Annotated in this window: 20 protein-coding genes; 6 read left to right on the top strand and 14 right to left on the bottom strand. The window is 65.0% G+C overall.

The genetic code is table 11. From position 1 onward, the window contains the following. Positions 1-7: 7 nt before the first annotated feature. The 3 genes from ACVWYP_RS25430 to ACVWYP_RS25420 all read right to left on the bottom strand — a co-directional run bounded on the left by ACVWYP_RS25430 (position 8) and on the right by ACVWYP_RS25420 (position 4607). On the bottom strand, positions 8-1474 hold the full coding sequence (locus ACVWYP_RS25430; RefSeq protein ID WP_304495291.1) for an SPOR domain-containing protein: 1467 nt from the start codon (positions 1472-1474) through the stop codon (positions 8-10). Positions 1475-1592: 118 nt separating this feature from the next. Beyond that, positions 1593-3389, bottom strand: coding sequence for an arginine--tRNA ligase (gene argS / locus ACVWYP_RS25425; RefSeq protein WP_304495290.1), 1797 nt, complete (start codon positions 3387-3389; stop codon positions 1593-1595). Positions 3390-3398: 9 nt separating this feature from the next. After that, on the bottom strand, positions 3399-4607 hold the full coding sequence (locus ACVWYP_RS25420) for a deoxyguanosinetriphosphate triphosphohydrolase (RefSeq protein WP_304495289.1): 1209 nt from the start codon (positions 4605-4607) through the stop codon (positions 3399-3401). A 138-nt stretch (positions 4608-4745) separates the two neighbouring features. On the opposite strand from ACVWYP_RS25420, the gene erpA reads away from it, so the two are divergent. Beyond that, positions 4746-5075 (top strand): iron-sulfur cluster insertion protein ErpA, encoded by a 330-nt coding sequence (gene erpA / locus ACVWYP_RS25415; protein WP_016846874.1) that lies wholly within the window; start codon positions 4746-4748, stop codon positions 5073-5075. A 63-nt stretch (positions 5076-5138) separates the two neighbouring features. On the opposite strand, the gene ACVWYP_RS25410 is transcribed toward erpA, so the two are convergent. Beyond that, positions 5139-8267, bottom strand: a complete 3129-nt coding sequence (locus tag ACVWYP_RS25410) for an efflux RND transporter permease subunit (RefSeq protein ID WP_304495288.1) — start codon at positions 8265-8267, stop codon at positions 5139-5141. Between the two features lie 3 nt (positions 8268-8270). After that, positions 8271-9404 carry an efflux RND transporter periplasmic adaptor subunit gene (locus ACVWYP_RS25405; protein ID WP_304495287.1) on the bottom strand — a complete coding sequence of 378 codons (1134 nt, stop codon included), beginning with the start codon at positions 9402-9404 and terminating at the stop codon, positions 8271-8273. A gap of 162 nt (positions 9405-9566) precedes the next feature. Between ACVWYP_RS25405 and xth the strand changes: the two genes are divergently transcribed. Next, positions 9567-10358: an exodeoxyribonuclease III gene (gene xth, locus ACVWYP_RS25400; RefSeq protein ID WP_028342084.1), complete on the top strand. Its 792-nt coding sequence runs from the start codon at positions 9567-9569 to the stop codon at positions 10356-10358. Between the two features lie 21 nt (positions 10359-10379). Here the strand turns inward: xth and ACVWYP_RS25395 are convergent, their stop codons facing one another. The 3 genes from ACVWYP_RS25395 to ACVWYP_RS25385 form a co-directional block, all read right to left on the bottom strand. After that, complete coding sequence (locus ACVWYP_RS25395; protein ID WP_304495286.1) at positions 10380-11216, bottom strand: tetratricopeptide repeat protein; 837 nt, start codon at positions 11214-11216, stop codon at positions 10380-10382. Then, entirely contained in the window at positions 11203-12927 is a 1725-nt protein-coding gene (ilvD, locus tag ACVWYP_RS25390; protein ID WP_304495285.1) for a dihydroxy-acid dehydratase, read from the bottom strand. The genes ACVWYP_RS25395 and ilvD overlap by 14 nt, the downstream gene beginning before the upstream one ends. A 391-nt stretch (positions 12928-13318) precedes the next feature. After that, entirely contained in the window at positions 13319-14935 is a 1617-nt protein-coding gene (locus ACVWYP_RS25385; protein WP_304495284.1) for a sensor domain-containing diguanylate cyclase, read from the bottom strand. A 232-nt stretch (positions 14936-15167) separates the two neighbouring features. Between ACVWYP_RS25385 and ACVWYP_RS25380 the strand changes: the two genes are divergently transcribed. Next, positions 15168-15350, top strand: coding sequence for a hypothetical protein (locus tag ACVWYP_RS25380; protein ID WP_016846867.1), 183 nt, complete (start codon positions 15168-15170; stop codon positions 15348-15350). 322 nt (positions 15351-15672) lie between these two features. Here ACVWYP_RS25380 and ACVWYP_RS25375 read toward each other — a convergent pair whose 3' ends face one another. From ACVWYP_RS25375 to ACVWYP_RS25360, 4 genes are all read right to left on the bottom strand, one after another. Beyond that, positions 15673-16587 carry a hydroxymethylglutaryl-CoA lyase gene (locus ACVWYP_RS25375; protein ID WP_028342088.1) on the bottom strand — a complete coding sequence of 305 codons (915 nt, stop codon included), beginning with the start codon at positions 16585-16587 and terminating at the stop codon, positions 15673-15675. Next, positions 16584-18593, bottom strand: a complete 2010-nt coding sequence (locus ACVWYP_RS25370) for an acetyl/propionyl/methylcrotonyl-CoA carboxylase subunit alpha (RefSeq protein ID WP_304495283.1) — start codon at positions 18591-18593, stop codon at positions 16584-16586. Before ACVWYP_RS25370 ends, ACVWYP_RS25375 begins: the two co-directional genes overlap by 4 nt. A 14-nt stretch (positions 18594-18607) precedes the next feature. Next, the gene (locus ACVWYP_RS25365; RefSeq protein ID WP_304495282.1) at positions 18608-20212 is read right to left on the bottom strand and encodes a carboxyl transferase domain-containing protein; all 1605 of its coding nucleotides are present in this window, start codon (positions 20210-20212) and stop codon (positions 18608-18610) included. Positions 20213-20346: 134 nt separating this feature from the next. Next, positions 20347-21519, bottom strand: coding sequence for an isovaleryl-CoA dehydrogenase (locus ACVWYP_RS25360; protein ID WP_304495281.1), 1173 nt, complete (start codon positions 21517-21519; stop codon positions 20347-20349). Between the two features lie 192 nt (positions 21520-21711). Between ACVWYP_RS25360 and ACVWYP_RS25355 the strand changes: the two genes are divergently transcribed. Continuing rightward, positions 21712-22365, top strand: coding sequence for a TetR/AcrR family transcriptional regulator (locus ACVWYP_RS25355; RefSeq protein ID WP_212058246.1), 654 nt, complete (start codon positions 21712-21714; stop codon positions 22363-22365). 2 nt (positions 22366-22367) lie between these two features. Next, the gene (locus ACVWYP_RS25350) at positions 22368-22862 is read left to right on the top strand and encodes an Lrp/AsnC family transcriptional regulator (RefSeq protein ID WP_028332152.1); all 495 of its coding nucleotides are present in this window, start codon (positions 22368-22370) and stop codon (positions 22860-22862) included. A 34-nt stretch (positions 22863-22896) separates the two neighbouring features. Here ACVWYP_RS25350 and ACVWYP_RS25345 read toward each other — a convergent pair whose 3' ends face one another. After that, positions 22897-23202, bottom strand: a complete 306-nt coding sequence (locus ACVWYP_RS25345; protein WP_016846428.1) for an ETC complex I subunit — start codon at positions 23200-23202, stop codon at positions 22897-22899. Positions 23203-23445: 243 nt separating this feature from the next. On the opposite strand from ACVWYP_RS25345, the gene ACVWYP_RS25340 reads away from it, so the two are divergent. Continuing rightward, positions 23446-24609 (top strand): OpgC domain-containing protein, encoded by a 1164-nt coding sequence (locus tag ACVWYP_RS25340; protein ID WP_304495280.1) that lies wholly within the window; start codon positions 23446-23448, stop codon positions 24607-24609. Positions 24610-24615: 6 nt separating this feature from the next. Here the strand turns inward: ACVWYP_RS25340 and ACVWYP_RS25335 are convergent, their stop codons facing one another. Beyond that, the gene (locus ACVWYP_RS25335; RefSeq protein WP_304495279.1) at positions 24616-26436 is read right to left on the bottom strand and encodes a carbamoyltransferase family protein; all 1821 of its coding nucleotides are present in this window, start codon (positions 26434-26436) and stop codon (positions 24616-24618) included. Between the last annotated feature and the right edge of the window lie 135 nt (positions 26437-26571).

The raw sequence follows: 26571 nt of genomic DNA, 5'->3' as shown, positions 1-26571 counted from the left end.
ACCGCCTCTAATTTCTTTGGATGAGGCACTGCGGCCCACCGGCAGACATCAGGCTCTTGCACACTTGGCTCGCCTCTTCCGAGGACGCGAACGGGCCGGCAAAGGCGCGGTAATAGACGCCCTTCTCTCCGAGATCGACGCGCTTCACCACCAAGGGCTGCGAACCGAGCACGTTGCGATACTTGCCCTGCAGCGTCCGGTACGACGCCTGGGCGTCCGCCTCGTTCTTCTGCGAGGACACCTGGACCAGATATCCGCCGCCACCAACCGGAGCCGCCGAGGTTGACGCGACCCGGGTCGGAGGCGCGGCCGGAGCCGCCTCAGCCTGGCCGGGAACAAGCGACATTGGCGAGTTGACGCTGGCATTGGCCGCCGCCGGGTTGCCGCGCGACACCGGAGGCTTCGCCGCCGCCGAAGGTTTCGCCGGCACGGCCGCGGTGGCCTGCGTGCCATCGGGTGTATCGCCCTTGACCGAGAGGGTGCGGACCTTGCGCGGCTCGTTGTTGGGCAAGGTGCCGTTCGCGGTGAGCGGCGCCGGCGCGGGTTGCGCCGTCTGCACGCTGGCCGCCGGCGGCGGATTCGCATTGGCGTTCAGCGGCGGAAACACGACGCGCGGTCCGGCGGTCTTCGAATTGACGTCGACCGGCGTCTCTTCACGCGACACGATCTTCTCGGTGCCGTCGCCCGTCGCCATCCGGTCCGGCGTCTTGGCCGGCGCATCGGCCTGGGCCGGGATCACCTTGGTCGGCGTGTTGTCAGCCTTGATGATCGGCGGCTCACCGCTGCGGGGCGAGCCGACATAGGTCCGGTAGGCGTACGCGCCACCGACGCCGAACACGCCAAGCGCCAGCACCGCGGCGACCGTTATCAGGCCGCTGCGCCGCCGACGGGGCTCGGGTTCTTCCTCGTAGGCCTCCTCATAGGCATAGGGATCGTCCGGATAGGCGGGATCGCGCTGCAGGTCCTGCTCGCCGGCTTCCAGCTGGCCATAGAGCGCGTCGTCATAGCGCGACGGATCCTGACTCTGACCGCCACTCTGATAGTGCGGCTCCTCGTCAAATGCCTCCGGCTGCCGAGGGGCCTCGACTGGCCGATACTGCGCCACCGGCGCGGGCGCGGGCTGCGCCTGCTGAGCCGCATAGCGGTGCAACGGATGCACCGGCTTCGGCTGGTAGTCCCGCTCGGGCTCTTCGTCTTCGGTGTGCTGCACGGGAGGCGGAGCGACGGCCTCCTGCCGCGCGCGCTGCATCCAGGGCGGCGGGCCCGCGGGCGGCGCATCCTCGTCCGCGGCCTGCGGCTCGTATTGTTGCGGCCGCGCGTTGGCGCGCGACTGCAGCGGACGCGGCGGCGGCTTGTTGGAAGAGCCGAAGGGATCCGTCTGGCCGATCAGCCGTGCCAGTTCGGCAAGCGGATCGCTGTCGGCCTTGGAAGCCGTGTCGGCGGGAAAATGTCGGTCCTGATATCGATCAGCCATTGTGATGATGCATCCCCTTCGGGACAGCGCCAAGATCGCCGGCACAGCCGGTCCGTACGAGTTGGCCTCTGCCAGATGCCCTCACAAATCCCCACTCGTGAGGGCCTAATGCCCCTGCCTACCGCATCTCGGTCGGAGCGTGGACGCCTAGAACAGCTAAGCCCGATGCCAGAACCGAGACGACGCCCTGAACCATTGCCAGTCGCGCCCTCGTGATCTCTGCATCATTATTGATAATGAAGCGTAAATAGGGCAAATCGCGCCCCTTGGTCCAAAGCGCATGAAATTCACTGGCCAAGTCATAGAGATAAAAAGCGATTCGGTGCGGCTCATGTGCCACCGCCGCAGCCTCGATCATCCGCGGATAAAGCGCAAGCCGCCGGAGTAGATCGAGCTCGGCCGGGTCGGTCAGCCGCTCGACCGTAGCATTACGGAGATAGGCCAGCCGGGCCTCATCGGTCTCGGGCAGATCGGGAACCGCTTCCTCCCGCGCGTTGCGGAAGATCGAATGGCCGCGGGCGTGGCCGTACTGGACGTAGAAGACCGCGTTGTCCTTTGACTGCTCGATCACCTTGGCGAGGTCGAAATCGAGCACCGCATCGTTCTTGCGGAACAGCATCATGAATCGGACAGCGTCGGAGCCGACCTCGTCGACCACCTCGCGCAGCGTGACGAACTCGCCGGACCGCTTCGACATCTTCACCGGCTCGCCGTCGCGCAGCAGCTTCACGAGCTGCACGATCTTGACGTCGAGCACAGCCTTGCCCGCGGTCACCGCCTTCACGGCGGCCTGCATGCGCTTGATGTAGCCGCCGTGATCGGCACCGAACACGTCGATCAGATTGGTGAAGCCACGCTCGAACTTGTAGCGGTGGTTGGCGATGTCGGATGCGAAGTAGGTGTAGGATCCGTCCGACTTGATCAGCGGACGATCGACGTCATCGCCATAGGCGGTGGCGCGGAACAGGGACTGCTCGCGGTCCTCGTAGTCCTCGACCGGCTTGCCCTTCGGCGGCGGCAAACGGCCCTCGTAGATGTCGCCCTTGGCGCGCAGGAAATCGATGGTCTCGGCGACCTTGTTGTTGCCTGACGCGATCAGCGAGCGCTCGGAGAAGAACACGTCGTGATGGATATTGAGCGCGGCGAGATCGCCCTTGATCATCTCCATCATCATGGCGATCGCCTTGTCGCGCACGATCGGCAGCCACGCGGCTTCCGGCATGTCGAGCAGCTTCTCGCCATATTCTTTGGCGAGCGCCTCGCCGACCGGCACGAGGTAGTCGCCGGGATAGAGCCCTTCCGGGATCGCGCCGATGTCCTGGCCGAGTGCCTCGCGGTAGCGCAGGAACGCCGAACGCGCGAGCACGTCGACCTGGGCGCCGGCGTCGTTGATGTAATATTCGCGGCAGACGTCGAAGCCCGCGAATTGCAGCAGGCTGCACAGCGCGTCGCCGAAGACGGCGCCGCGGCAATGGCCGACATGCATCGGCCCGGTCGGGTTGGCCGAGACGTATTCGACATTGACCTTCTCGGCCTTGCCGACGTCGCTGCGCCCGTAAGCCGAGCCGGCGGCCAGCACGGCGCGTAGCGCGTCCGACCAGACTTGCGGCTTCAAGGTCAGGTTGATGAAGCCGGGCCCGGCGACATCGACGGAGGCCACCAGCGCATCGGCGCGCAGGCGCTCGGCGATCTTGTCGGCAAGGTCGCGCGGCTTGGCCTTGGCGTCCTTGGCGAGCACCATCGCGGCATTGGTCGCCATGTCGCCATGGCTGGCGTCGCGCGGCGGCTCCACCACGACGCGGGACAGATCGATGGCGGCGGGCCAATTGTCCTCGGCTGCCACAGCGGCACAGATCGCGTGCACGCGCGTCAACATGTCGGCAAAAAGGTGTGGTGAAGCAGTGGTGTCGGCCATGGCAGGGCGCTAACGCAAATCCGGGGTCGAGTCAAAAAGCCTTTGGTGCTCGATCAGGGCGAAACGGTCGGTCATCCCGGCAATGAAATTGCCGATCCGCCTGTTCCGAGCGCCCCCGGTCTCCTGCACGCTCCCCTCGATCCATTCCGCCGGCAGGTCTTCAGGCGATTGCTGGTAGCGCTCGAACAGATTGCGGACCACCTCCTCCGCCTCCCCCATCACCAGCATCACCCGCTTGTGGCGATACATCCGCCGGAACAGGAACGCCTTGATCGCCGCCTCCTGCTCCGCCACCTCGGACGGAAACGCAATCAGCGGGGCATTGTGGTGGCGCACGTCGTGCGCCGATTGCGGCTGCGCCGCCGCGAGGCGTCGGCTGGCCTCGTTGAAGACTGCGCTGATGAAGTGTGAGATCAGCTCACGCACCAGTTCGGCGCCGCGCCGGACCTCGTCGAGCCCGGGATAGTGGCGGTCGATCTCGGCGATGATGTCGGCGGTCAGCGGCATCTCCTTGAGGTCGTCGACCGCGAAAAGACCGGCACGCAGGCCGTCATCGATATCGTGCGCGTCATAGGCGATGTCGTCGGCGAAGGCCGCGATCTGCGCCTCGAGCGAGGCATAGCTCCAGAGCTCGAGGTCGTAGCCCTTGTTGTAGTCGGCAATTCCGATCGGGATTCCACCCTCCAGGTAGCGGCCGGCGGGAGCGCCATTGCGCTCGGTCAGCGGCCCGTTGTGCTTGACGATCCCCTCGAGCGATTCCCAGGTCAGGTTCAGCCCGCCGAATTCAGGGTAGCGATGCTCCAGCGAGGTGACGACCCGCAGCGCCTGCGCATTATGGTCGAAGCCGCCGTCATCCCTGAGGCATTCGTCGAGCGCCCGCTCGCCGGCATGCCCGAACGGCGGATGGCCGAGGTCATGCGCCAGCGCCAGCGTCTCGGTCAGGTCCTCGTCGACCCCGAGTTGGCGGGCCAGCGCCCGGGCGATCTGCGCGACCTCCAGCGAATGGGTCAGCCGGGTGCGGTAGTGATCGCCTTCGTGGAAGACGAAGACCTGGGTCTTGTGCTTGAGGCGGCGGAACGCGGTGGAATGGATCACCCGGTCGCAGTCGCGCCGGAACGGACTGCGGGTCCGGCTCGGCGGCTCGGCGACCAGCCGGCCGCGGCTGCGATCGGGGTCGCAGGCATAAGGCGCGCGGGGGGCAGCCATTCCGACCGACACTGTATTTTAGTCCTTATCCATTTGATTCCATGGTCCGACGCACTTAACTATGACCGAGGCGGCCGACCAAATGAATTGGGGATGACGCCGGGCCTGATCCCGATCAGATCGTGCCCAAAAAGGGTTTCGGAGACCGACATGACTGCTGCCATCACCGTCAGCGAACGGGCCGCCCGCCGTATCGGGCAGATCCTCAGCAAGGAAGGCGAAGGCGCCAAGCTGCGCATTTCGGTCGAGGGCGGCGGCTGCTCCGGTTTCCAGTACAAGTTCGACGTCGAGCGCACCCAAGCCGATGACGACCTCGTGATCGAGCGCGACAGCGCGGTGGTGCTGATCGATCCCGCCTCGGTCCCGTTCCTCGCGGGCTCGGAAGTCGACTTCGTCGACGACCTGATCGGCGCCTCATTCCGCGTCGTCAATCCGAACGCCACCGCCTCCTGCGGCTGCGGCACCAGCTTCTCGATCTAACACCTCGCGATCCCGAGCAGTTTCTCCCGGCGAGCCGGTTTCCGGCTCGCGCCGAACGCTCGGCTATTCCGCCGCGACCACCTGCGGCCGCTCGACGTCGCCGCCCGCCTCCGCCTGCGGATCGAGCTTGCGGCGCAGCCTGCGGTCGATGCGGTCGAGATAGATGTAGATGACGGGCGTGATGAACAGCGTCAGCAATTGCGAGACGCAGAGGCCGCCGACCACGGCGACGCCGAGCGGCTGACGCAGTTCGGCGCCGGCGCCGGCGCCGAGCGCGATCGGCAGCGTGCCGAAGATCGCCGCGAACGTTGTCATCATGATCGGGCGGAAGCGCAGCAGCGCCGCCTCGCGGATCGCGTGCTCGGCGCTGAGGCCGACCCGGCGTCGCTCCAGCGCGAAGTCGACCATCATGATCGCGTTCTTCTTGACGATGCCGACCAGCATCACGATGCCGATCATCGCGATGACCGACAGCTCCATCCCGAACATCATCAGCGTCAGGATCGCGCCGATACCGGCCGAAGGCAGGCCGGAGATGATCGTGATCGGGTGGATGAAGCTCTCGTAGAGAATGCCGAGGATCACGAAGGCCGCGAACACCGCGGCGAGGATCAGCACGCCCTGCCCGCGCAGCGAATCCTGGAACACCTGCGCGGTGCCGGAGAAGCCGGTCACAATCGTCGGCGGCAAATTCGCGGTCTGCTCGAGTTCGGTGATCTTGTCGACCGCGTAGCCGAGTGAGGTGCCCGGCGCGAGGTTGAAGGAGATCGTTACCGCCGGCTGCTGGCCCTGGTGGTTGATCTGCAGCGGTCCGACCGTCGGCACCAGCCTTGCCACCGCATCCAGCGGAATGGTCTGGTTGTTCGCGGTCTTCATGTAGAGCTTCGAGAGGTCGGACGGATCGACGCGGAACTGCGGCTGCACCTCGAGGATGATCTGGTAGTCGTTCGACGGCATGTAGATGGTGCCGACCTGCCGCGCGCCGTAGGCGTTGTAGAGCTGGTTGCGGACCTGATCGACCGTGACGCCGTAAACCGCCGCCTTCTCGCGATCGATGTCGACCGTCATCTGCGGGTTCTTGATGTAGAGGTCTGTGGTGACATCGAGCAAGCCCGGGATCTTCTCGATCTTGTCGCGCATCTCGGGCGCCAGCCGGTACAGCGCCTCGGTATCGCCGCTCTGCATCACATACTGATACTGGCTCTTCGAGATACGCCCGCCGATGCTGAGGTTCTGGACGCTCTGGAAGAACGCCTGCATGCCCGGGATCTCGCGCGCCTTCTGGCGGAGCCGGCCGATCACCACGGTGGCGTTGTCGCGGGTCTTCTGCGGCTTCAGCGCGATGAACAACCGGCCGTAATTGGTGGTCGGATTGGGACCGCCGGAGCCGACCGTCGAATTGATGTAATCCACCGCTGGATCGGTCCGCATCACCTCGACCAGCGCCTGCTGGCGCACCTTCATCGCCTCGAACGAGGTGTCGGTCGCGGCCTCCGTCACGCCGATCAGGAAGCCGGTGTCCTCCTGCGGGAAGAAGCCCTTCGGCACGATCATGTAGAGATAGATGGTGCCGCCAAGCGTCGCGAGCGTCACCACCAGCATCAGCGCCTTCTTGGCCAGCACCCAGTCCAGCGCCCATTCATAGGCGCGCAGCCAGGCCTCGAACATCGCCTCGAACGCCCGCAGCACGACGTTCGGCCGCTTGCTCGCGTCATGCGCGCGCAGCACGCGGGCGCACAGCATCGGGGTCAAGGTCAGCGACACGAAGCCGGAGACGATGATGGCAACCGAGATCGTCACCGCGAACTCGCGGAATACGCGGCCCACAATGCCGCCCATCAACAGCACCGGGATGAACACGGCGATCAGCGAGAAGGTGATCGAGATGATCGTGAAGCCGATCTCGCGGGCGCCCTTCAGCGCCGCCTCGAACGGCTTCATGCCGTGCTCGATATGGCGGACGATGTTCTCCAGCATGACGATGGCGTCGTCGACCACGAAGCCGACCGAGAGCGTCAGCGCCAGCAGCGTCATGTTGTTGATGGAGTAGTCCAGCGCGTACATCGCCGCGCAGGTGCCGAACAGCGAGATCGGCACCGCGAGCGCCGGAATGAAGGTGGCAGAGGCCGAGCGTAGGAACAGGAAGATCACGAGGATCACGAGGCCGATCGCGATCAGCAGGGTCTCCTCGACGTCGCTGACCGCCTGGCGGATCGAGACCGAACGGTCCATCATGACCTGCATGGTCACCGAGGGCGGGATCGCGGCGCGCAGCGACGGCAGCTTGGCCAGCACGCCATCGACCACCGCCACGGTGTTGGCGTCGGGCTGCTTCTGGATCGCGAGCACGATCGCCCGCTCGTCGTTCATCCAGGTCGCGATCTTGTCGTTCTCGACGCTGTCATAGACCTTGGCGATCTCGTCGAGCCGGACCGGCGAGCCGTTGCGCCAGGCGACATAGATCTGGCGGTAGTCGGCCGCCTTGTCCATCTGGCCGGAGGCCTGCAGCGCGACGTCCTGCTTGGGGCCGTTCAAGGTGCCGACCGGGGTCGAGGAATTGGCGCGCGACACCGCGGCGCGGATATCCTCCATCGAGACGCTGCGGGCAGCGGCGGCCTCCGGATCGGCCTGGACACGGATGGCAAATTTCTGCGCGCCGTAGATCAGCACCTGGGCGACGCCCGGCAGCTGCGACAGCGCTTGCCCGATCGTGATGTCGCCATATTCATTGACGCTCGACAGCGGCAACGTCGCCGACCCCAGCGAGACGAATAGCACCGGGAAGTCCGCCGGGTTCACCTTCCGGAAGCTCGGCGGGATCGTCATCTCGATCGGCAGCCGGCGCTGCGCGATCGTCAACGCGGTCTGCACGTCGAGCGCGGCGGCGTCGATGTTGCGGTTGAGGTCGAACTGGATGGTGATGACGCTCGTGCCCTGCGAGGAGTTCGAGGACATCGAGGAGATGCCGGCAATGGTCGAGAGCTGGCGCTCGATGATGCCGGCGACCGAGGCCGCCATGGTGTCGGCGCTGGCGCCGGGCAAGGTCGCGGTCACCGCGATGGTCGGGAAGTCCACCTTGGGCAGCGCCGAGACCGGCAGCAGGCGGAAGCCGAACACCCCGAATGCGATGATCGACGCCGTGATCAGCGTCGTCATGACCGGGCGGCGGATGCAGAGCTCGGAGAGCGTCATCGGTCAGGCTCCGGCCTTGCGCGCCCGCAGCTCGACCCGCGATCCTTCCGAGAGCAGCAGTTGACCGTCGACGACGACGCTCTCATCGCCCGCCAATCCGTCTGAGATCACCGAGCTGCCCTGGAAGGTGCGATCGACCTTGACCGGTTGGACCTTGGCGACGCCGTCCTTGACGACGAAGACGAAATTGCCGTTCTGGCTGCGCTGCACGGCGACCGTCGGCACCACGACCGCGTCTTCGCTGCGGATGATCAGCTTGGTCTGCACGATGGTGCCGGGCCACAGCGTCTCGCTCTCGTTGTTCATGATGCCGCGCACGGTCACCATGCCGGTGGTCGCGTCGACGGCGTTCTCGACCATCGCGACCTTGCCGCGCTCGGAGCGCTGGTGGCCGGGAATGGTCGCGATCACCTTGGAATCGCCCTTGCCCATCGCGTCGCGCAGATCGACCAGCGCCCGCTGCGGAATCGCGAAGGTGACATAGACCGGCGCCATCTGGTTGATGACCGCGAGCGGCTGGGTGTCGGCGGGGCGGACGAAGTTGCCGACCTTGACGTTGGCGGCGCTGATCCGTCCCGCGAACGGTGCGCGGATGACGGTGTAGCTCTTCTGGACGCGGAGGTTTTCCAGTGCGAACCGGTCGGCCTTGATGGTGCCGATCAGGACGTCGGACTGGGTCTTTGCGTTGTCGAGGTTGACCTGGGTGGTCGCGCCCTTGCCGACCAGTTCGGTGTAACGGCGGAGGTCGCGCTGCGCGCCCTCGAGCTGGGCCTGGTCGCGGGCCAGGACGCCCTCGGCCTGCTCGATCTGCGCGTCGATCTGCCGCGCGTCGAGCGTGAACAGCAGGTCGCCTTCATTGACCTTGGCGCCGTCCTCGAAATGCACCGAGACGATGGTGGTCTCCAGCCGCGACTTCAGCGCCACGCTGGAGATCGGCGTGACCTGTCCAATGGCATCGACATCGACCGGAACCGATTTGCGTTCCGCCTTGGCGAGATCCACGGACACCACGCGTGGCCGCGCCGTCCCTTGCGCGGTGGCGGCGCCGCCACCCATCCATGAAGTGCGGGTCATGTAAGCCGCCCCGGCCGCAATGCCGAGAACAGCGACAGTCAGAACCAAATTGCGTTTTTTCATAAGTTTTGCACGTGCGCCGCCGGCTTCCCTTGCAGGCCGGTGCGCGTCGTCACTCCCCCGTCGGCAATTGTTGCGCCTTGTTTCCGGAGAGGGTTAGCACAGGCGGACCGCCCATGGTATGCCACCTAAGTGAAATAGTGCGGCTTCAATCCGGTCATTTGCATGCGCATCGCTACGTGGAACGTCAACTCGGTCCGGCAACGGATCGAACTTCTGGTCAGCTGGCTGAAGGAGTGTTCCCCCGACATCGTCTGTCTGCAGGAGATCAAATGCGTCGACGACGCGTTTCCCCGCCTCGAGGTCGAGGCGCTCGGGTACAATGTCGTCACCCACGGCCAGAAGACCTTCAACGGCGTCGCGCTGCTCTCCAAGCTGCCATTCGACGAGACCAAATCGGGCCTTGCCGGCGACGACGAGGACGCCCATGCCCGCTTCCTCGAAGGCGTCGTCACACTGAAGCAGGGCGTGATCCGGGTCGCGTGCCTTTATTTGCCCAATGGCAATCCCGCGAATACCGACAAATATCCGTACAAGCTCAAGTGGATGTCGCGGCTTCTTGAGTATTCGAAGGAGCGGCTGAAGGCCGAGGAGCCGTTGATCCTGGCCGGCGACTTCAACGTCATTCCGGCGGCCCGTGACGTCTACAATCCCGCCGCCTGGGCGGATGACGCCCTGTTCCGCCCCGCCACCCGCGAGGCCTTCCAGTCCCTGCTCGGCCTCGGCCTGACCGACGCGCTGCGGGCGGTCAATGACGAGCCGGGCCAGTACACCTTCTGGGACTACCAGGCCGGCGCCTGGCAGAAGAACTGGGGCCTGCGCATCGACCACCTCTTGATGTCGCCGCAGGCGAGCGACCGGCTGATCGATGTCGGGATCGACAGCTATGTCCGCGCCTGGGAGAAGCCGTCCGACCACGTCCCGGTCTGGGCCGATCTCGATTTCGAGACCGCCTGACCCGCCGGCTTGACCGGGAGATCAATCCCGGCGGCCCTGCACCCAGTGCTCGAGCATCTGCAGCGCCATCGCGCGATCGTCCTCGGAAGCCTTGGCGATCGCCCGGTTGTAGCTTTCCTTGATCCAGGCCTCATCCGGCGTCGCGCTGTCGCGCGCCAGCGTCAGCCACATCAGGCCCCGTGCCCGCTGCGGCGGCAGGCGGTCGCCGTTGAACAGCATCTGGCCAAGCAGCGCCTGCGCCTGATGCTGGCCCTTCTGGGCGGCGAGCCCGAGCCAGCGCGCGCCGTAGCGGAAGTCGTCCCGCGAGGCGTCCGGCGTCTTCAGGTACAGCCGGGCAAGGTCGTACTGGGCGTCGGCATTGCCGAAATAGGACGCGGCATAGGAGAACATCTCCCGCGCCCGCTCGGTGTCCGCCTTCACCTTGGAATTGGGAATGCCGCTCAGATAGTAGCGGCCGAGCGCCACGAAGGCGTTGGCCACGATCGAGGCCTGCGGCGCCGACGGCGAATCCTCGGCATGCGCATTGGCGATCCGGCTGAAATACTCGAAGGCGCGCATGTCGTCCTGGATGACGCCGTCACCCTCGGCGTACATCTTGCCGAGCTTCCACTGCGCGACGGGGTGACCGCCCTCGGCCTGATACTGCAATGAGCTGAACGACGAGGTCGGCGAGGTCGCCGCAGGCGCCGCCGGAGTCGCGGCCCGTTTCAGCGCGCCGGCTGTCCCCGGCTGCGGGGAAACCACAGGAAGAACCGTATCTTGTGGGTTGACCGGAGCGCCGTCGAATCCGAATCCGGGGCCCGCCACCGGGATGGCCCCTAACGCAAACGCAAATATCGTACGCCTAAACGTCCGCATAACACTGTTTCTCGTACGCGCCACCCGGATGGGTGACTGCGCCATCCACCGCCGGCCCCACTTGCTCGGCGTACTTCCACAGCGCACCAGATGTATGGTTCGTCGCGCGAGGGGCCCATTTGGTCTTACGATTTGCGAGTTCGGCGTCGCTCAAATTTACGTTAAGGGTGCCGGCGACCGCATCGATCTCGATGATGTCGCCGTCTTGCAACAACCCGATCGGCCCGCCGACGGCCGCTTCGGGTCCAATATGTCCGATGCAGAAGCCACGAGTGGCGCCGGAGAACCGGCCATCGGTGATCAGGGCAATCTTGCCGCCCATCCCCTGCCCGGTCAGCGCCGCCGTGGTCGCCAGCATCTCCCGCATGCCGGGACCGCCCTTCGGCCCCTCGTAGCGGATCACGATAACCTCGCCTTCCCTGTAGGTGCGCTTCTGCACCGCCTCGAAGGCGTCTTCCTCGCGGTCGAAGCACCGGGCCGGACCGGTAAACCTCAGGTTGGACATTCCCGCGACCTTCACGATCGCACCCTCCGGAGCGAGATTACCCTTCAGCCCGACAACGCCACCTGTCACGGTGATCGGATTGTCGGCGGGCCGCACCACATCCTGGTGCGGATTCCATTTCACGCTTTTGAGGTTTTCGGCGATCGTTCGGCCAGTGACGGTCAGGCAATTCCCGTGCAGGTGGCCATTGTCGAGCAGCGTCTTCATCAGCAGCGGAATGCCACCTACTTCAAACATGTCTTTGGCAACATAACGGCCGCCTGGCTTCAAATCCGCGACGTAAGGAGTCTTTTTGAAGATTTCGGCGACGTCGAACAAATTGAATTTAATGCCGCACTCATGGGCGATCGCCGGCAGGTGCAGCGCAGCATTGGTCGAACCACCTGAGGCTGCAACCACGGCCGCAGCATTTTCAAGGGCTTCGCGGGTGACGATGTCGCGGGGCCGGATGTTTTTCTCGATCAGCTCCATCACCTTCTCACCGGCGGCGGCGCAGAAGGAGTCGCGGATCTCGTAAGGCGCCGGGGCCCCGGCGGAATACGGAAGCGCGAGGCCGATCGCCTCGGAGACGGTCGCCATGGTGTTGGCGGTGAACTGGGCGCCGCAGGCGCCGGCCGACGGGCACGCCACCCGCTCGATCTCGTCGAGGTCCTCGTCCGACATGGCGCCGACCGAGTGCTTGCCGACCGCCTCGAACATGTCTTGCACGGTCACCGGCTGCCCGCGGAAATTGCCTGGCAGGATCGAGCCGCCATAGATGAAGATCGACGGCACGTTGAGGCGGACCATCGCCATCATCATGCCCGGCAGCGACTTGTCGCAGCCGGCGAGCCCGATCAGCGCGTCATAGGAGTGGCCACGGACCGTCAGCTCGACCGAATCGGCGATGCATTCACGCGACGGCAGCGACGAGCGCATGCCGTCATGGCCCATCGCGATGCCGTCGGTGACCGTGATGGTGCAGAACTCGCGCGGCGTGCCGCCGGCCGAGGCCACGCCCTTCTTCACCGCCTGCGCCTGGCGCATCAGCGAAATGTTGCAGGGAGCGGCTTCATTCCAACATGAAGCAACGCCGACAAAGGGTTGATGAATCTGGGCTGTCGTCAGCCCCATCGCATAGAGATAAGACCGGTGCGGTGCGCGCTCGGGGCCCTCCGTCACGTGACGGCTGGGCAGCCTGCCCTTGATGTTCGTCTTGACGTCCATCGCGACCCTGTTCCCGGCGCTCTTTCCTGCATCAACGCCGGAACCCGAAAAAATGTCCCACCGTCGGATTCAGCTACGTGAATATCCTTTCACGTCGGGGTGTGGCTAAAAAGCGGCGCGACTACGGACCGGGTGCTTTTAAGGTTAAATGTTCAAGCACCGTTGCAGTGTCGCAACAATCGTGGCCGCCGGGCAACCATGTATTACCAATCCTTATGGGAACCTGACGCGTGGCTGACCACATAGCCGTCAGATTGCCGCCTTGTGATGGAGCTCGCTTGAGTAGCGGGATTGAAGGACAGCCCTTGCTCACGGATTCAACTGTCAAACGGCGCATTCGGTGTCATCACCCGCGCATGCGCATGCGGGTGATCCAGTATTCCAGAGCCGTTTATCCGGCGGCCAGCTTCGGTGGCGATGGAGGTGACCAGCACTCCGTGCGATTCCGGCCGTGCTCCTTGGCCTGGTAGAGCGCCGCATCGGCGGCCTTCATCAGGGCATCGATCCCGGGCATGCTTGTGAGGGCCTCGGCAACGCCGATGCTTACCGTGAGTGACACCGGCCGATCATCCGCGCCCACCGTCAACGCTTCCGCCCTCTTGCGGATGCGCTCGGCGACGGTTCGGGCGCGCAACAAAGTGGTCTCCGGCAGCAGGACCGCGAACTCCTCGCCTCCGACGCGGCCGACGACGTCGGACTTGCGCTTGCCCCGAATGCATATCCCGGCGACAGCCTTGATGGCCTCGTCACCGACCGCATGTCCGAAGCGGTCATTGATGCTCTTGAAGTGATCGATATCGACCATCAGCACGGATACCGAACGATAGTAGCGCTGGAACCGGCTCCACTCCGCATCCAGCGTCGTCAGGAAGTGCCTGCGGTTGAACAATCCGGTGAGCGGATCGGTGGTCGCAAGCACCTCCAGCTGCCGTGCGTTGCGTACGAGATCGGTCACGTCGACGAAGGTCAGCATGCGACCGCCGTTTGCCATCGTCGAGCAATGGATCCTGATATGGCGGCCGTCCGGCGTCTGCACGTCGCGCTTGTGGTCGCCCGCCTTGATCTCGGCGATCCGCTTCGCGGGAAAGGCCCTGACTTGCTCCGGGGTCGCGTCCGCCGGAACGGCGCGGCGGTTGCGCGTGAGCAGCGTGATGTATGCCGGATGCCGCGCGACCTCCTCCTCGCTCACCTCCCAGAATTCCCGCATTTGCCGATTGAGGAAGACCGCATTGAGATCGCGGTCGAGCAGGACGACGCCGTCCTCCACGTTCTCGAGCGCACCGGTCAGCAGCTTCAGCTTGTCCGATGCGCGCACGATGTCGGTCACTTGCGTGTAGCTCACCATCCGGCCGCCGTCGGGCAGCGGCGTGCACTGACATCGAACCACATCACCATTGCTGCGCCTGAGATCGATCGGGTTCGGGTCCCCGATGCTCACGAGGCGGACGCGCTCGGCAAGGTAGGCATGAAGCTGCTCAGCCGGCAGCTCATAGGCCATGGTCTTGCAGCCGTGCTGCATCAGATCGGCGAAGGTGGGGTTGCGGTCGGCCACCGCGTCCGGAAGCGCCCACATGCTCCGAAACGCACGATTGATGAACAGGGCTTTCAGCTCTGCGTCCAACAGCAGGATGCCGACGGGGATCTGATCGAGCGCTGCGCGCAGCGCCAGCATGTGCCCGCGCAGAATATCGCCGCTGCGCCGCTCCGGAATGGCGGCCGGCGCGGGAGCGGCAGGCGCGGGCGCCGCAGCGTTGGCCTGCTGCTCTTCAAAAACCAGGCCGAGCTGGCGGTCCGATTGCCACAGCCGTTTGCATGGCTTCACCTGATTGCTGCCGACGAGCAACAGTTGAATGTGATCGGGAATGCCAACGACACTTTCGAGTTCCACGGTGGCGCCCGTCTCCGTGAGCTGGCGGACCGTGCAGTCGAAGGCCGACCGGCCGAAGTTGAAGACGATTTTTCCGGCCAGAAACGTTCGGCCGCGGGAAGCTGACACCTGTCCGGACATGACGAGAATCCACCTGGAGCAATTGCGAGCCCCCTCACCTCAGCACGTTTGAGTCACCAAGCCATGAACGCTTTCGGGAGGGTTTAATCGGGCGCCGCGCCGATGACGGCGGCTGTGTGCGCCGCAAAACTGCCGGGAAGAATTTAGTTCTACCCTATAATTATGCTGCGCTAGACGCAGTCGGAGTAGTAGCGTCGCAACTCCCTCAGTAACAGTCAGGGAAATTCCCGCCATGTCTGCTCTTCAAGCGAAGCTGGAACGATTTGAGATCCTCGCCGACGAATGCGAGCTGATCGCTAGCAGGACGCTGGATGGGAGCAACCGCGAACTGTACCAGCGGCTGGGCGGGCACTATCGCGAGCTGGCGACCGATATGAGGGCCGTGATCGCGACGATCAACGCTCCGGCAGCGTAAGAAAAAGGGCCGCTCGAAACAACAAGCGGCCCAAGTCTAGGGAGGAAACGCCCTCAAGGAGGGCGGCGATAGCGCAAGGCGCTGTCGCACCATACGCATATGGGTTGAGAGTCCAGCTTCGGGAGCCCAGACTGCGCAAGCCGGGGGTGCGACTATGTGCCTTGAATCTGCGCTTCGCAGCGCATAAGTCCGAGCGCGACCGCCGAAGATTGAGGCGGCTACAATCCCCATACCCATCAATGCTGCTCGGGCCGCGATGGGTATCGCTTACGCCTTCGCTCCTCGAGCAACGGCGGACAAATCGCTCCAAGCATCCCACAATTTACGATTTGGGGAGCCGCTTGCGCTTCGCGTTGAGCGCGGACGCAACACGGCTGACCGGCGGACGGCCGAGCAATCCGGCGACCTCGTTCGTCGTGGCCAGCAGCCTGTCCATGTCGATCCCTGTCTTCACGCCCATGCCTTCGAGCATGTAGACGACGTCCTCCGTCGCCACATTGCCGGTGGCGCCGGGGGCGTAGGGGCAGCCGCCGAGACCGCCCGCGGCGGCATCGATGACGCGGACGCCCTCTTCCATGCCGGCATAGAGATTGGCGAGCGCCTGGCCATAGGTGTCGTGGAAGTGCATCGCGAGGTTGCCGACCGGCAACTCAGAACCGACCGCACGCAGCATCTGCTTGGCCTTCAGCGGCGTGCCGACGCCGATGGTGTCGCCGAGCGAGATCTCGTAGCAGCCGAGATCCCACAACGTCACCGCGAGGTCGGCGACCGCCTTCGGCTCGATCTCGCCGTCGAACGGACAACCGAGCACGCAGGAGATATAGCCGCGCACCTTGACGCCGTCGGCCTTGGCGCGGGCCAGCACCGGCTTGAAGCGCTCGATCGATTCCGCGACCGAGCAGTTGATGTTGGCGCGGGAGAAGCCTTCGGAGGCCGCCGCGAACACCGAGACCACCTGGGCGCCCGCCGCGCGCGCTGCGTCATAGCCCTTTTCGTTCGGCACCAGCACATGGAATTCGGCACCCTTGACGTGGCTGACGCCGCGCAGCACCTGGTCGGAGCTTGCCATCTGCGGGATCGCCTTCGGCGACACGAAGGCGCCGACCTCGACCGTATTGAGCCCGGCCGCCACCAGCGCCTCGACGAAGGCGATGCGCGCCTCGACGCTGACCGGCGTCTTTTCGTTCTGCAGGCCGTCGCGCGGCCCCATCTCGATGATCTTGATCTGATCGCTCATGACGCGGCCGCGGGCTCGACTTCGGCAAGCTCGACGCCCTCGCCGACGATGTCGCCGACCTTGCATTTGAGCTTCTTCAGCACCCCGGCATAGGGCGCGCGCAGGGTCTGCTCCATCTTCATCACTTCCAGGGTGAGGATCGGCGCGCCCTTCTCCAAGGTCGCGCCCTCTTCGGCCAGCAGCGCGACCACGGTGCCCGGCAAGGGAGCCACGATCTTGTCCTCGCCGACCTGCTCCTCGCTCTCGCCGCCGAACGGATCGACCCAATGCAGGTCGAAGCGGCCGTTGCGGGTGCGCAAGTAAAGCTCGTGGCCCTCGACGACCGAAGCAATGCGCGACTTGAGACCGTTGAGCGTCAGGTCGAAGCCGTCATCGCCGGCTGACGAGATCGCGAAGACGAGCTCGCGGCCGCCGACGGAGAGCGTCGACGGTCCGTTGCCATAGTGCAGCGTGATGGTCTGGGCGGGCTCATGGCCCTGCCGGAACGAAAACACCCGCTGACGGCGGCCGACCGGCATCCAGCCGAAGGCCTGCCAGGGCGAGTTGGCCTCGCGCCGCGCCGCCTTCTGCTCGTCGTTGACGATCGCGGCCACCGCCGCGCAAAGCTCGAACTCGCCGGCCGTGCCCGTGCCCGATGTCAGGTTCTTCAGCTCGCGCTCGATGAAGCCGGTATCGATCGCATTGGTTCGCGTATCCTTGTGCGTCACCAGCGCCGACAGGAACGGGATATTGGTGACGATGCCGCGGACATCGGTTTCCTCAAGCCCGCGATTGAGCTTCTCGATCGCGCCCTCGCGCGTCGGCGCCCAGGCGATCACCTTGGCGAGCATCGCGTCGTAGTACGGCGAGACGTTATCGCCGCTGCGATAGCCGGCATCGATGCGCAGGCCGTCGCCTTCCGGCGGCGTGCGCCAGGTCTTGATGCGGCCGACCGAGGGCATGAAGTTCTTCTGCGGATTTTCGGCGTAAACGCGCGCCTCGATGGCATGCCCGTTCAGCCTGATCTCGTCCTGCTTCAGCGGCAGCGCCTCGCCGAAGGCGACGCGGAGCTGCCATTCGACGAGATCGACGCCGGTGATCAGCTCGGTGACGGGATGCTCGACCTGCAAGCGGGTGTTCATCTCGATGAAGAACACGTCCTTGCCGTCGGAGACGAACTCGATGGTGCCGGCGCCGATATAATTGACCGCGCCGGCAGCCTTGCGGGCGGCCTCGCAAACCGTCTCGCGTTGCGCGGCGTTCAGCGTCGGCGACGGCGCCTCCTCGATCACCTTCTGGTGGCGGCGCTGCAGCGTGCATTCGCGCTCCCACAGCGAGAGCAGATTGCCGTGGCTGTCGCCGATGATCTGCACCTCGATATGGCGCGGGTTCTGCACATATTTCTCGATCAGCATGCGGTCGTCGCCGAACGCCGCCTTGGCCTCGCGCTTGGCGCTGGTGATCGCGGCCGTGAGCTCAGCGGCCGAATTGACCACGCGCATGCCGCGGCCGCCGCCGCCGGCGGACGCCTTCACCAGCACGGGGAAGCCGATCCGGTTGGCGGCCTCCGCCAGCGTCGCCTCGTCCTGGGCCTCGCCGTGATAGCCGGGCACCAAGGGCACGCCGGCCTTCTCCATCAGCGCCTTCGAGCCGGACTTCGAGCCCATCGCCGTCATCATCTCGGCGGTCGGGCCGACGAACACCAAGCCTGCTTCAAGACAGGCCTGCGCGAACTCCGCATTTTCAGACAGGAAGCCGTAGCCGGGATGCACGGCCTCGGCGCCGGTCTCCTTGGCCGCCGCGATGACGCGCTCGATGTTGAGATAGCTGTCGCGCGCCCGCGCCGGCCCGAGCAGCACGGCCTCGTCGGCGAGCGCGACATGCATCGCGTCGCGGTCGGCCTCGGAATAAACCGCGACGGTGCGCAGCCCCATGGCGCGCGCCGAGCGGATGACGCGGCAGGCGATCTCGCCGCGGTTGGCGATCAGAAGCGTGCGGAAACGCCGGGTGAGTTTTGAGCGGTCCATGGTCAGTTCCTGGGTCACATCCTGAACAGGCCGAACTTCGTCGGCTCGATCGACGCGTTGGCCGCCGCCGACAGGCCGAGCCCGAGCACGAGGCGCGTATCGGCCGGATCGATCACGCCGTCATCCCACAGCCGCGCCGTCGCGTAATAGGGATTGCCCTGCTTCTCGTACTGCGCGCGGATCGGCTCGCGGAACTTGTCTTCCTCTTCCGCCGACCAGCTCTCGCCCTTGGCCTCGATGCCGTCGCGGCGCACTTGACTGAGCACCATCGACGCCTGCTCACCGCCCATCACCGAGATGCGCGCGTTCGGCCACAGCCAGAGAAAGCGCGGGCTGTAGGCACGGCCGCACATGCCGTAATTGCCGGCGCCGTAGGAGCCGCCGATCACGACGGTGAATTTCGGCACGCCGGCGGTGGCAACCGCCGTCACCAGCTTGGCGCCGTCGCGCGCGATGCCGCCGGCCTCGTATTTCTTGCCGACCATGAAGCCGGTGATGTTCTGCAGGAACACCAGGGGAATGCCGCGCTGGCAGCACAGCTCGATGAAATGCGCGCCCTTCAGCGAGCTCTCGCTGAACAGGATGCCGTTATTGGCGATGATGCCGACCGGATAGCCAAAGATATGGGCGAAGCCGCAGATCAGCGTGGTGCCGTAGAGCTTCTTGAATTCGTCGAATTCGGAGCCGTCGACGATCCGCGCGATGATGTCGTGCACGTCGAACGGTTTTCTGCCGTCGGCGGAGACCACGCCGTAGATCTCCTCGGCCGGAAACAGCGGCTCCTGCGCAGGGCGCATGTTGAGCTGTGCCTTTACCGGCTGCTTCAGCGTGCCGACGATGCGGCGCGCGATCCCGATCGCGTGGGCATCGTTCTGGGCGTAGTGATCGGTCACGCCAGACTGCCGGGAGTGGACATCGGCGCCGCCGAGCTCTTCGGCGGTGACGACCTCGCCGGTCGCGGCCTTCACCAGCGGCGGGCCGCCGAGGAAGATGGTGCCTTGATTCCGCACGATGATGCTCTCGTCGGACATCGCCGGCACATAGGCGCCGCCCGCGGTGCAGGAGCCCATCACGATCGCGATCTGCGGGATGCCCTGCGACGACATCTGGGCCTGGTTGTAGAAGATGCGGCCGAAATGCCGCTCGTCGGGAAAGATCTCGTCCTGCAGCGGCAGGAAGGCGCCGCCGGAATCCACCATATAGACGCAGGGCAGCTTGTTCTGCCGCGCGATGTCCTGGGCGCGCAGATGCTTCTTCACCGTCATCGGGTAATAGGTGCCGCCCTTGATGGTGGCGTCGTTGGCGACGATGATGCACTCGCGCCCTGCGATGCGCCCGACGCCGGTGATGACGCTGGCGGAATGCACGTCACCGCCATAGAGCCCGTTGGCGGCGAGCGGCGACAGCTCCAGAAACGCCGTACCGGGGTCGACCAAAAGATCGACGCGATCGCGCGCCAGCATCTTGCCGCGCGAGGTGTGCCGCTTGCGCGAGGTCTCGCCGCCGCCGCCGGCCACCTGGTTGAGCTTTCCGCGGAGCTCCGCGACCAGGCCGCGCATCACCTCGGCGTTGCGGGCGAATTCAGAAGATGTGGGATCGATCGTCGAATGAAGCGGCATCGGTGTTGCACGTTTCGTTGGAGTATCGGTGGGGTTCAAGGTCAATCATCGTGCCGGGGTGAGCTGCCACCGTCGATGCGGTGACAGGCCTCACCCCGCCCCTCTCCCGCAAGCGCGGGGCGAGGGAGAAGACATCAGGCCGTCTTGGCGAACAGCTCGCGGCCGATCAGCATGCGGCGGATCTCGCTGGTGCCGGCGCCGATCTCGTAGAGCTTTGCGTCGCGCAGCAAGCGGCCGGTCGGATAGTCGTTGATGTAGCCGTTGCCGCCCAAGAGCTGGATCGCATCCAGCGCGCACTGGGTGGCCTTCTCGGCGGCATAGAGGATGGCGCCGGCGGCATCCTCGCGCGTGGTCTCGCCGCGGTCGCAGGCTTTCGCTACGGCATACACATAGGCGCGCGAGGCGTTCATCGTGGTGTACATGTCGGCGACCTTGCCCTGCACCAGCTGGAACGAGCCGATCGGCTCGCCGAACTGCTTGCGCTCGTGGACGTAAGGCAGCACCACGTCCATGCAGGCCTGCATGATGCCGATCGGCCCCGCCGCCAGCACTGCGCGCTCATAGTCGAGACCACTCATCAGCACATTGACGCCGCGGCCGACCTCGGACAGCACGTTCTCCTCCGGCACCTCGCAATCCTCGAACACCAGTTCGCAGGTGTCGGAGCCGCGCATGCCGAGCTTGTCGAGCTTCTGCGCGGTGGAAAATCCCTTCATGCCCTTTTCGATGATGAAGGCGGTGATGCCGCGCGGGCCGGCGTTCGGATCGGTCTTGGCGTAGACCACCAGCGTGTCGGCGACCGGACCGTTGGTGATCCACATCTTGTTGCCGTTCAGCACGAAGCGGTCGCCCTTCCTGTCGGCGCGGGTCTTCATCGAGACCACGTCCGAGCCGGCGGACGGCTCCGACATCGCGAGCGAGCCGACATGCTCGCCGGAGATCAGCTTCGGCAGGTATTTGCGCTTCTGCGCCTCGCTGCCGTTGCGGCGGATCTGGTTGACGCAGAGGTTGGAATGCGCGCCGTAGGACAGGCCGACCGCGGCCGACGCCCGCGAGATCTCCTCGACCGCGATGCAGTGCTCGAGATAGCCGAGGCCCGACCCTCCATACTCTTCCTCGACGGTGATGCCGTGCAGGCCGAGCGCGCCGATCCGGGGCCATAGGTCGCGCGGAAACTGGTTGCTGCGGTCGATCTCGGCGGCGCGCGGCGCGATCTCGTTGGTCGAGAAATCATGCACCGTCTCGCGGATCGCATCCGCGGTCTCGCCAAGGTCGAAATTGAAGATTGCCGCCTGGTTCGAGGCCATGATCCCTCCCGTGAGATTCATCTCGCAATTAAACGATCATACGTTTTTTTCTTGGCTTCGCAAGCAATCGTGCTATGGTTTGGGCGCGAAATCCGCAGTTCATTGAATTCACTGGGATTTCATGCGATATACATACGGTCGTTCGCTTGTTTCCTGGCCCTCCCTGGCAAGCCAACACCCTCCGAGGCCCCGATGGCACGCACGATCGGCTCACACGGCCCCACAACGCTGGAGGCGATCCGCAAGGCCGGTGTGCGCCTGATCTTCGAGCACGGCTACGAGGCCATGAGCCTGCGCCAGCTTGCCGCCGAGGTCGGCATCCAGGCGGGCTCACTCTACAACCATATCTCAACCAAGCAGGACCTGCTGTTCGATCTGGTCCAGGACCATATCAACGATTTGCTGCGCGAGCTTGATCTTGCGCTGGAGGGCAAGGCCGATCCGGCCGAGAAGCTGCGCGCCTTTGTCGCGTTCCATGTCACCTATCACATGACCCGCAAGCGCGAGGTCTTCATCGCCAATTCCGAGCTGCGCAGCCTCGATGCGAAGAATTACGACGCAGTGGTGGCGCTGCGCGGCGCATATGAGCAGCGGCTGGCGCAGATCCTCACCGACGGGGCGTCGGACGGCGTGTTCGAGGTCGTCGACATCCAGGTCGCGACCTTCGCGATCCTGGCGCTGCTCACCGGGCTCTGCACCTGGTACCGCCCCGGCGGCCGCCTGACCCGCGACGCCATCATCGCAGCGCACGAGAAACTGGTGCTGTCGGGCGTCGCGCCGCAGGCCGCGATCGGCCAGGCGAGCCACGGCAGCGACAGCCGGCGCGCCGCCGTGGCGGGCTCGTGACCGTGACCGAGCGCCCACAGCTCGATGACATCGATCTGCGGATCCTGTCCGAGTTGCAGCGGGACGGCCGGATCAGGATCAACGAGCTCGCCGAGCGGGTCGGCATCACCGCCCCGCCTTGCCTGCGCCGGGTTCGCGCCCTACGCAGCCGCGGCGTGATCCAGGCGATCCGTGCCACGCTGGACGAACGGCTGCTCGGCTATGAGGTGACGACCTTCGTGCTGATCCAGCTCGACAGCCAGACCCTGAGCGCGATCGAGGCGTTCGAGGCTGATGTGGCGGCCGTGCCGCGCTTCCTGCAATGCTGGCGGATCTCGGGCGATGCCGACTTCATGCTCCGATGCGTCGCGCCCAGCGTCGACGACATGCGCCAGCAGCTGCTGCAATTCGCCGGCCTGCCCAATGTGCGCAAGATCAGAAGCTTTCCGGTGCTCGGCGTCTCCAAGGACGCGCCGCTGCCGATCCCGGGCGCCCTCGCCGCGCCCGCGGCGAGCTGATCCGGGCGCTAGTCAGGGCTTAGTGGGTCCAACCTTAGTGGGTCCAAGGCTCCCAACGGCGGAACGCGAAATTGTCGGCATAGGCGATCTGGCGGTGCGCCGAATCCTTCGGCTCGATCACCTGGTAGGCGATGCCCTTGCGCTCGCAATAGGCGACCGCCTCTTCCTTGGTCTCGAACTGCAGCGTCAGCTGCTGCTTCATGTCGGTGGACGAGGTCCAGCCCATCAAGGGCTCCACGGAGCGCGGCTGCTCCGGCTCGTAGTCCAGTTGCCACTCTTTGGTCTTGGCACGTCCCGATTGCATCGCGTTTTTGGCGGGCTTAAAAATGCGTGCGGTCATGGATGGTCGGCCCCGTGGGATGTGCGACATGGAAGCGATTTGAAGGAAACCGCCGGGATAGTATAGAGACACCTATCAACGATCTGATCGGTGATTCCTCGGATCTCGGAGGCAGCCTTCGCCGGACCGGTATAGTCATTCTACCGCGCTGTGACAATCTGGCCCCGGGAGGCTCCCTTAGCAGTCCCCTGGGCCCGCGGCGCGATCTTCTCGACAAGCATCACCTCGAGGAAGCGGCGCCCCATGGAAATCCACGCTACCCTGCCCGAAAAAGGACGTGACCTCCGGCTCGACCTGTTCCGCGGGGTCGCGAACTGGGCGATCTATCTCGATCACATCCCCGACAATGTCGTGAACTGGATCACGACGCGGAATTACGGCTTCAGCGACGCCGCGGACCTGTTCGTCTTCATCTCCGGCTACACCGCCTCCTTCGTCTACGCCCGCATGATGCTGGAACGCGGCTTCATCGTCGGCGCCACCCGGCTGACCAAGCGGGTCTGGCAGCTCTACGTCGCCCACATCATCCTGTTCGTGATCTACATCGCCTCGATCAGCTATCTGGCGCTGCGCTTCGGCGATTCCGAGATCATCAACGAGTTCAACGTCGCCGGCCTCGTCGACAACGCCACCGAGACGCTGCGCCAGGGCCTGTTCCTGAAATTCAAGCCGGTCAATCTCGACGTGCTGCCGCTCTATATCGTGCTGATGGGCCTGTTCCCGCCGGTGCTGTGGTTCATGCTGCGGCGGCCGAACTGGACCATGGCAGCCTCGCTCGTGCTGTGGCTGCTGTCGCGCCACCAGGGCTGGAACCTGCCGGCCTACCCGGCCGGCAGCTGGTACTTCAATCCGTTCGCCTGGCAGGTGCTGTTCGTGTTCGGCTCGTGGTGCGCGATGGGCGGCGCACGCAACAACATGGGCATCATCAACTCGCGCTACACGTTGTGGTTCTGCATCGCCTATATGATCTTCGCGCTGATCATGACGATGGCCGGACGCTTCCCGGACTTCGGCGCCATGTTCCCGGACTGGCTCTATTCGGCCTTCAACCCGAACGACAAGACCAACCTTGCGCCGTATCGCTTCCTGCACTTCGTGGTGATCACGGTGCTGGTGATCCGCTTCATCCCGAAGGACTGGGCGGCGCTGGAGTGGAAGGTGTTCGATCCCTTGATCGTCTGCGGCCAGCAGTCGCTGGCGGTGTTCTGCGTCGGCGTGTTCCTGTCCTTTGTCGGACATTTCGAGCTCTCGATGAGCTCGGGCTCGCTGTTCGCGCAGATCTTCGTCAGCATCTCCGGCATCGCGATCATGACGATCGTGGCCTACTACATCTCGTGGTCGAAGCGGCAGGACAAGCCGGTCAAGCCGCCGGCGGCGAAGCCCGCGGCACCGGCGACACCCGCGTAATCAGTTTCAGCCGCCGCCGCGGCTGGTGTCCTGCGTCGTCGAGGAGACGATGGTGGCGACGTCGCCGAACGTCGTCATCACGGGCGTGACCACCTTGTGCATGGCGGTCTTCGACACCAGGGTGTCGTGCATCACGAGGTGGTCGATCCCGGTGGTGAGGAAGCAGCTGACCGCGTCCTGCGGCGTCTCGATGATCGGCTCGCCCTTGACGTTGAACGAGGTGTTGATCAGGACCGGCACGCCCGTCAGCGCCTCGAACTCCTTCAGCAGGCGGTAGAGCATCGGGTTGGTCTCTTCCCGCACGCTCTGCACCCGCGCCGAACCGTCGACATGCACGATCGCCGGGATCCTGTCGCGCCATTCCGGCCGCACCGGCTTTGCGATCAGCATGTAGGGCGAGTCCTCCTCGCCTTCGAAGATCTCCTTCATGCGCTCGGCCAGCACGATCGGCGCGAACGGCCGGAATGCCTGGCGGTGCTTGACCCGGCTGTTGAGGATGTCCTTCATCTCGGCCTTGCGCGGATCGGCGATCAGGCTGCGGTTGCCGAGCGCGCGCGGACCGAATTCGGAACGGTCCTGGAACCAGCCGATCACGCGCTGGTCAGCGAGCAGCTTTGCGGTGTCGCGGCAGATATTGTCGCTGCGCTTCGCGTCGATCTGGATGCGCACCAGGAAGCTTTGCAGCGCGGCGGCCACCTCGGCGTCGCTGTAGCGCCGCCCGACATAGGCGTGGTCCATCACGAACGAGCGGCGCTGCTTGAGCACTTCGAGCCAGCCGTAATAGGCGCAACCGATCGCGATGCCGTCGTCGCCGGCGGCGGGCTGGATCCAGATGTTTTCGAAACCTGACTCGCGCGCGATGCGCCCGTTGGCCACGCAGTTCAGCGCGACGCCGCCGGCGATGCAGAGATTTTTCGCCCCCGTGGTCTCGCGCAGCCAGCGCGCCCGCGCCAGCAACACGTTCTCGGTGTCGTCCTGCACCCGCCAGGCGATGTCCTCCCAGTGCCGCATCGCCGGACTCTTGTCCCAGCTGCCGCTGTCGAGCACGAAGGGCTGCTGGTTCTCGGCGCCCCAGAACGGCACGTGCAGCTTGCCGTCCTTCATCTCGAGCAGATGGCCGACCTGCTCCCGGCGGCCATAGGGCGCAAGCCCCATCAACTCGCCGCACTTGTTCCAGTCGCCGAACACATAGGTCGAGACCCGGCTGTACAGCGCCCCCAGTCCCGGCATGTTGTAGAACTCGTCCGACAACAGCCCGCGCGACGGCTCCATGAAGACCTTCTTCAGGCATTCGAGCCTGGTGTCGTCGAACCTGTAATAGCTCTCGGACTCGCGGGCCAGCGGCGATGCCCCATCCTGCGGATAGGACTCCATCGCGTCGGCCTGATAATTGCCGACGCCGTCGACGATCATCACGACGCCGTCCTTGAATGGCGACACCGCGAACGCGCTGTAGGCATGCGCAAGGTGGTGCGAGATCGACACCACCTTGTCGGATTTGGAACGAAACAGCGGGTGCTTGATTGCCTCGTTGCGTTCGGCGATCGGCAGGAAGCCCGGCATGTCCTGGTGGAGCATCCGCTCCTCCATCTCGGGCACCGGCAGGATGTAGCTGTTGCGCACCACGAGATCGACGTCGTCGAGGGTGATGCCCTCGGCCGACAGGCAGTAGTCGACGACTTCCTTGTAGAAGCCGGAGGCGTGCTTCTCGCGGGTGATGCGCTCCTTGGAGATCGCGTAGGCGATCGCGCCGTCACGCAGCAGGCAGGCGCTGACGTCATGGTCGTAGACGTTGAGACCAAGGACGTAAGTGTGTTGTTTCGGCATGGGCACTCTTTGGAAGGATACAGCAACGCTGAGAGAACAGGATCGTGTCGACTTCAAGTTCTCGCCGGCATTTTCCGAGGTTCTCAAATCTCTGCTTCTGCGATGCACAAATCAAATCGGCCCAACGCAAGATGA

The sequence above is a fragment of the Bradyrhizobium sp. USDA 3262 genome, from assembly GCF_054060035.1.
This window is presented reverse-complemented; position numbering and strand designations above follow the sequence as displayed.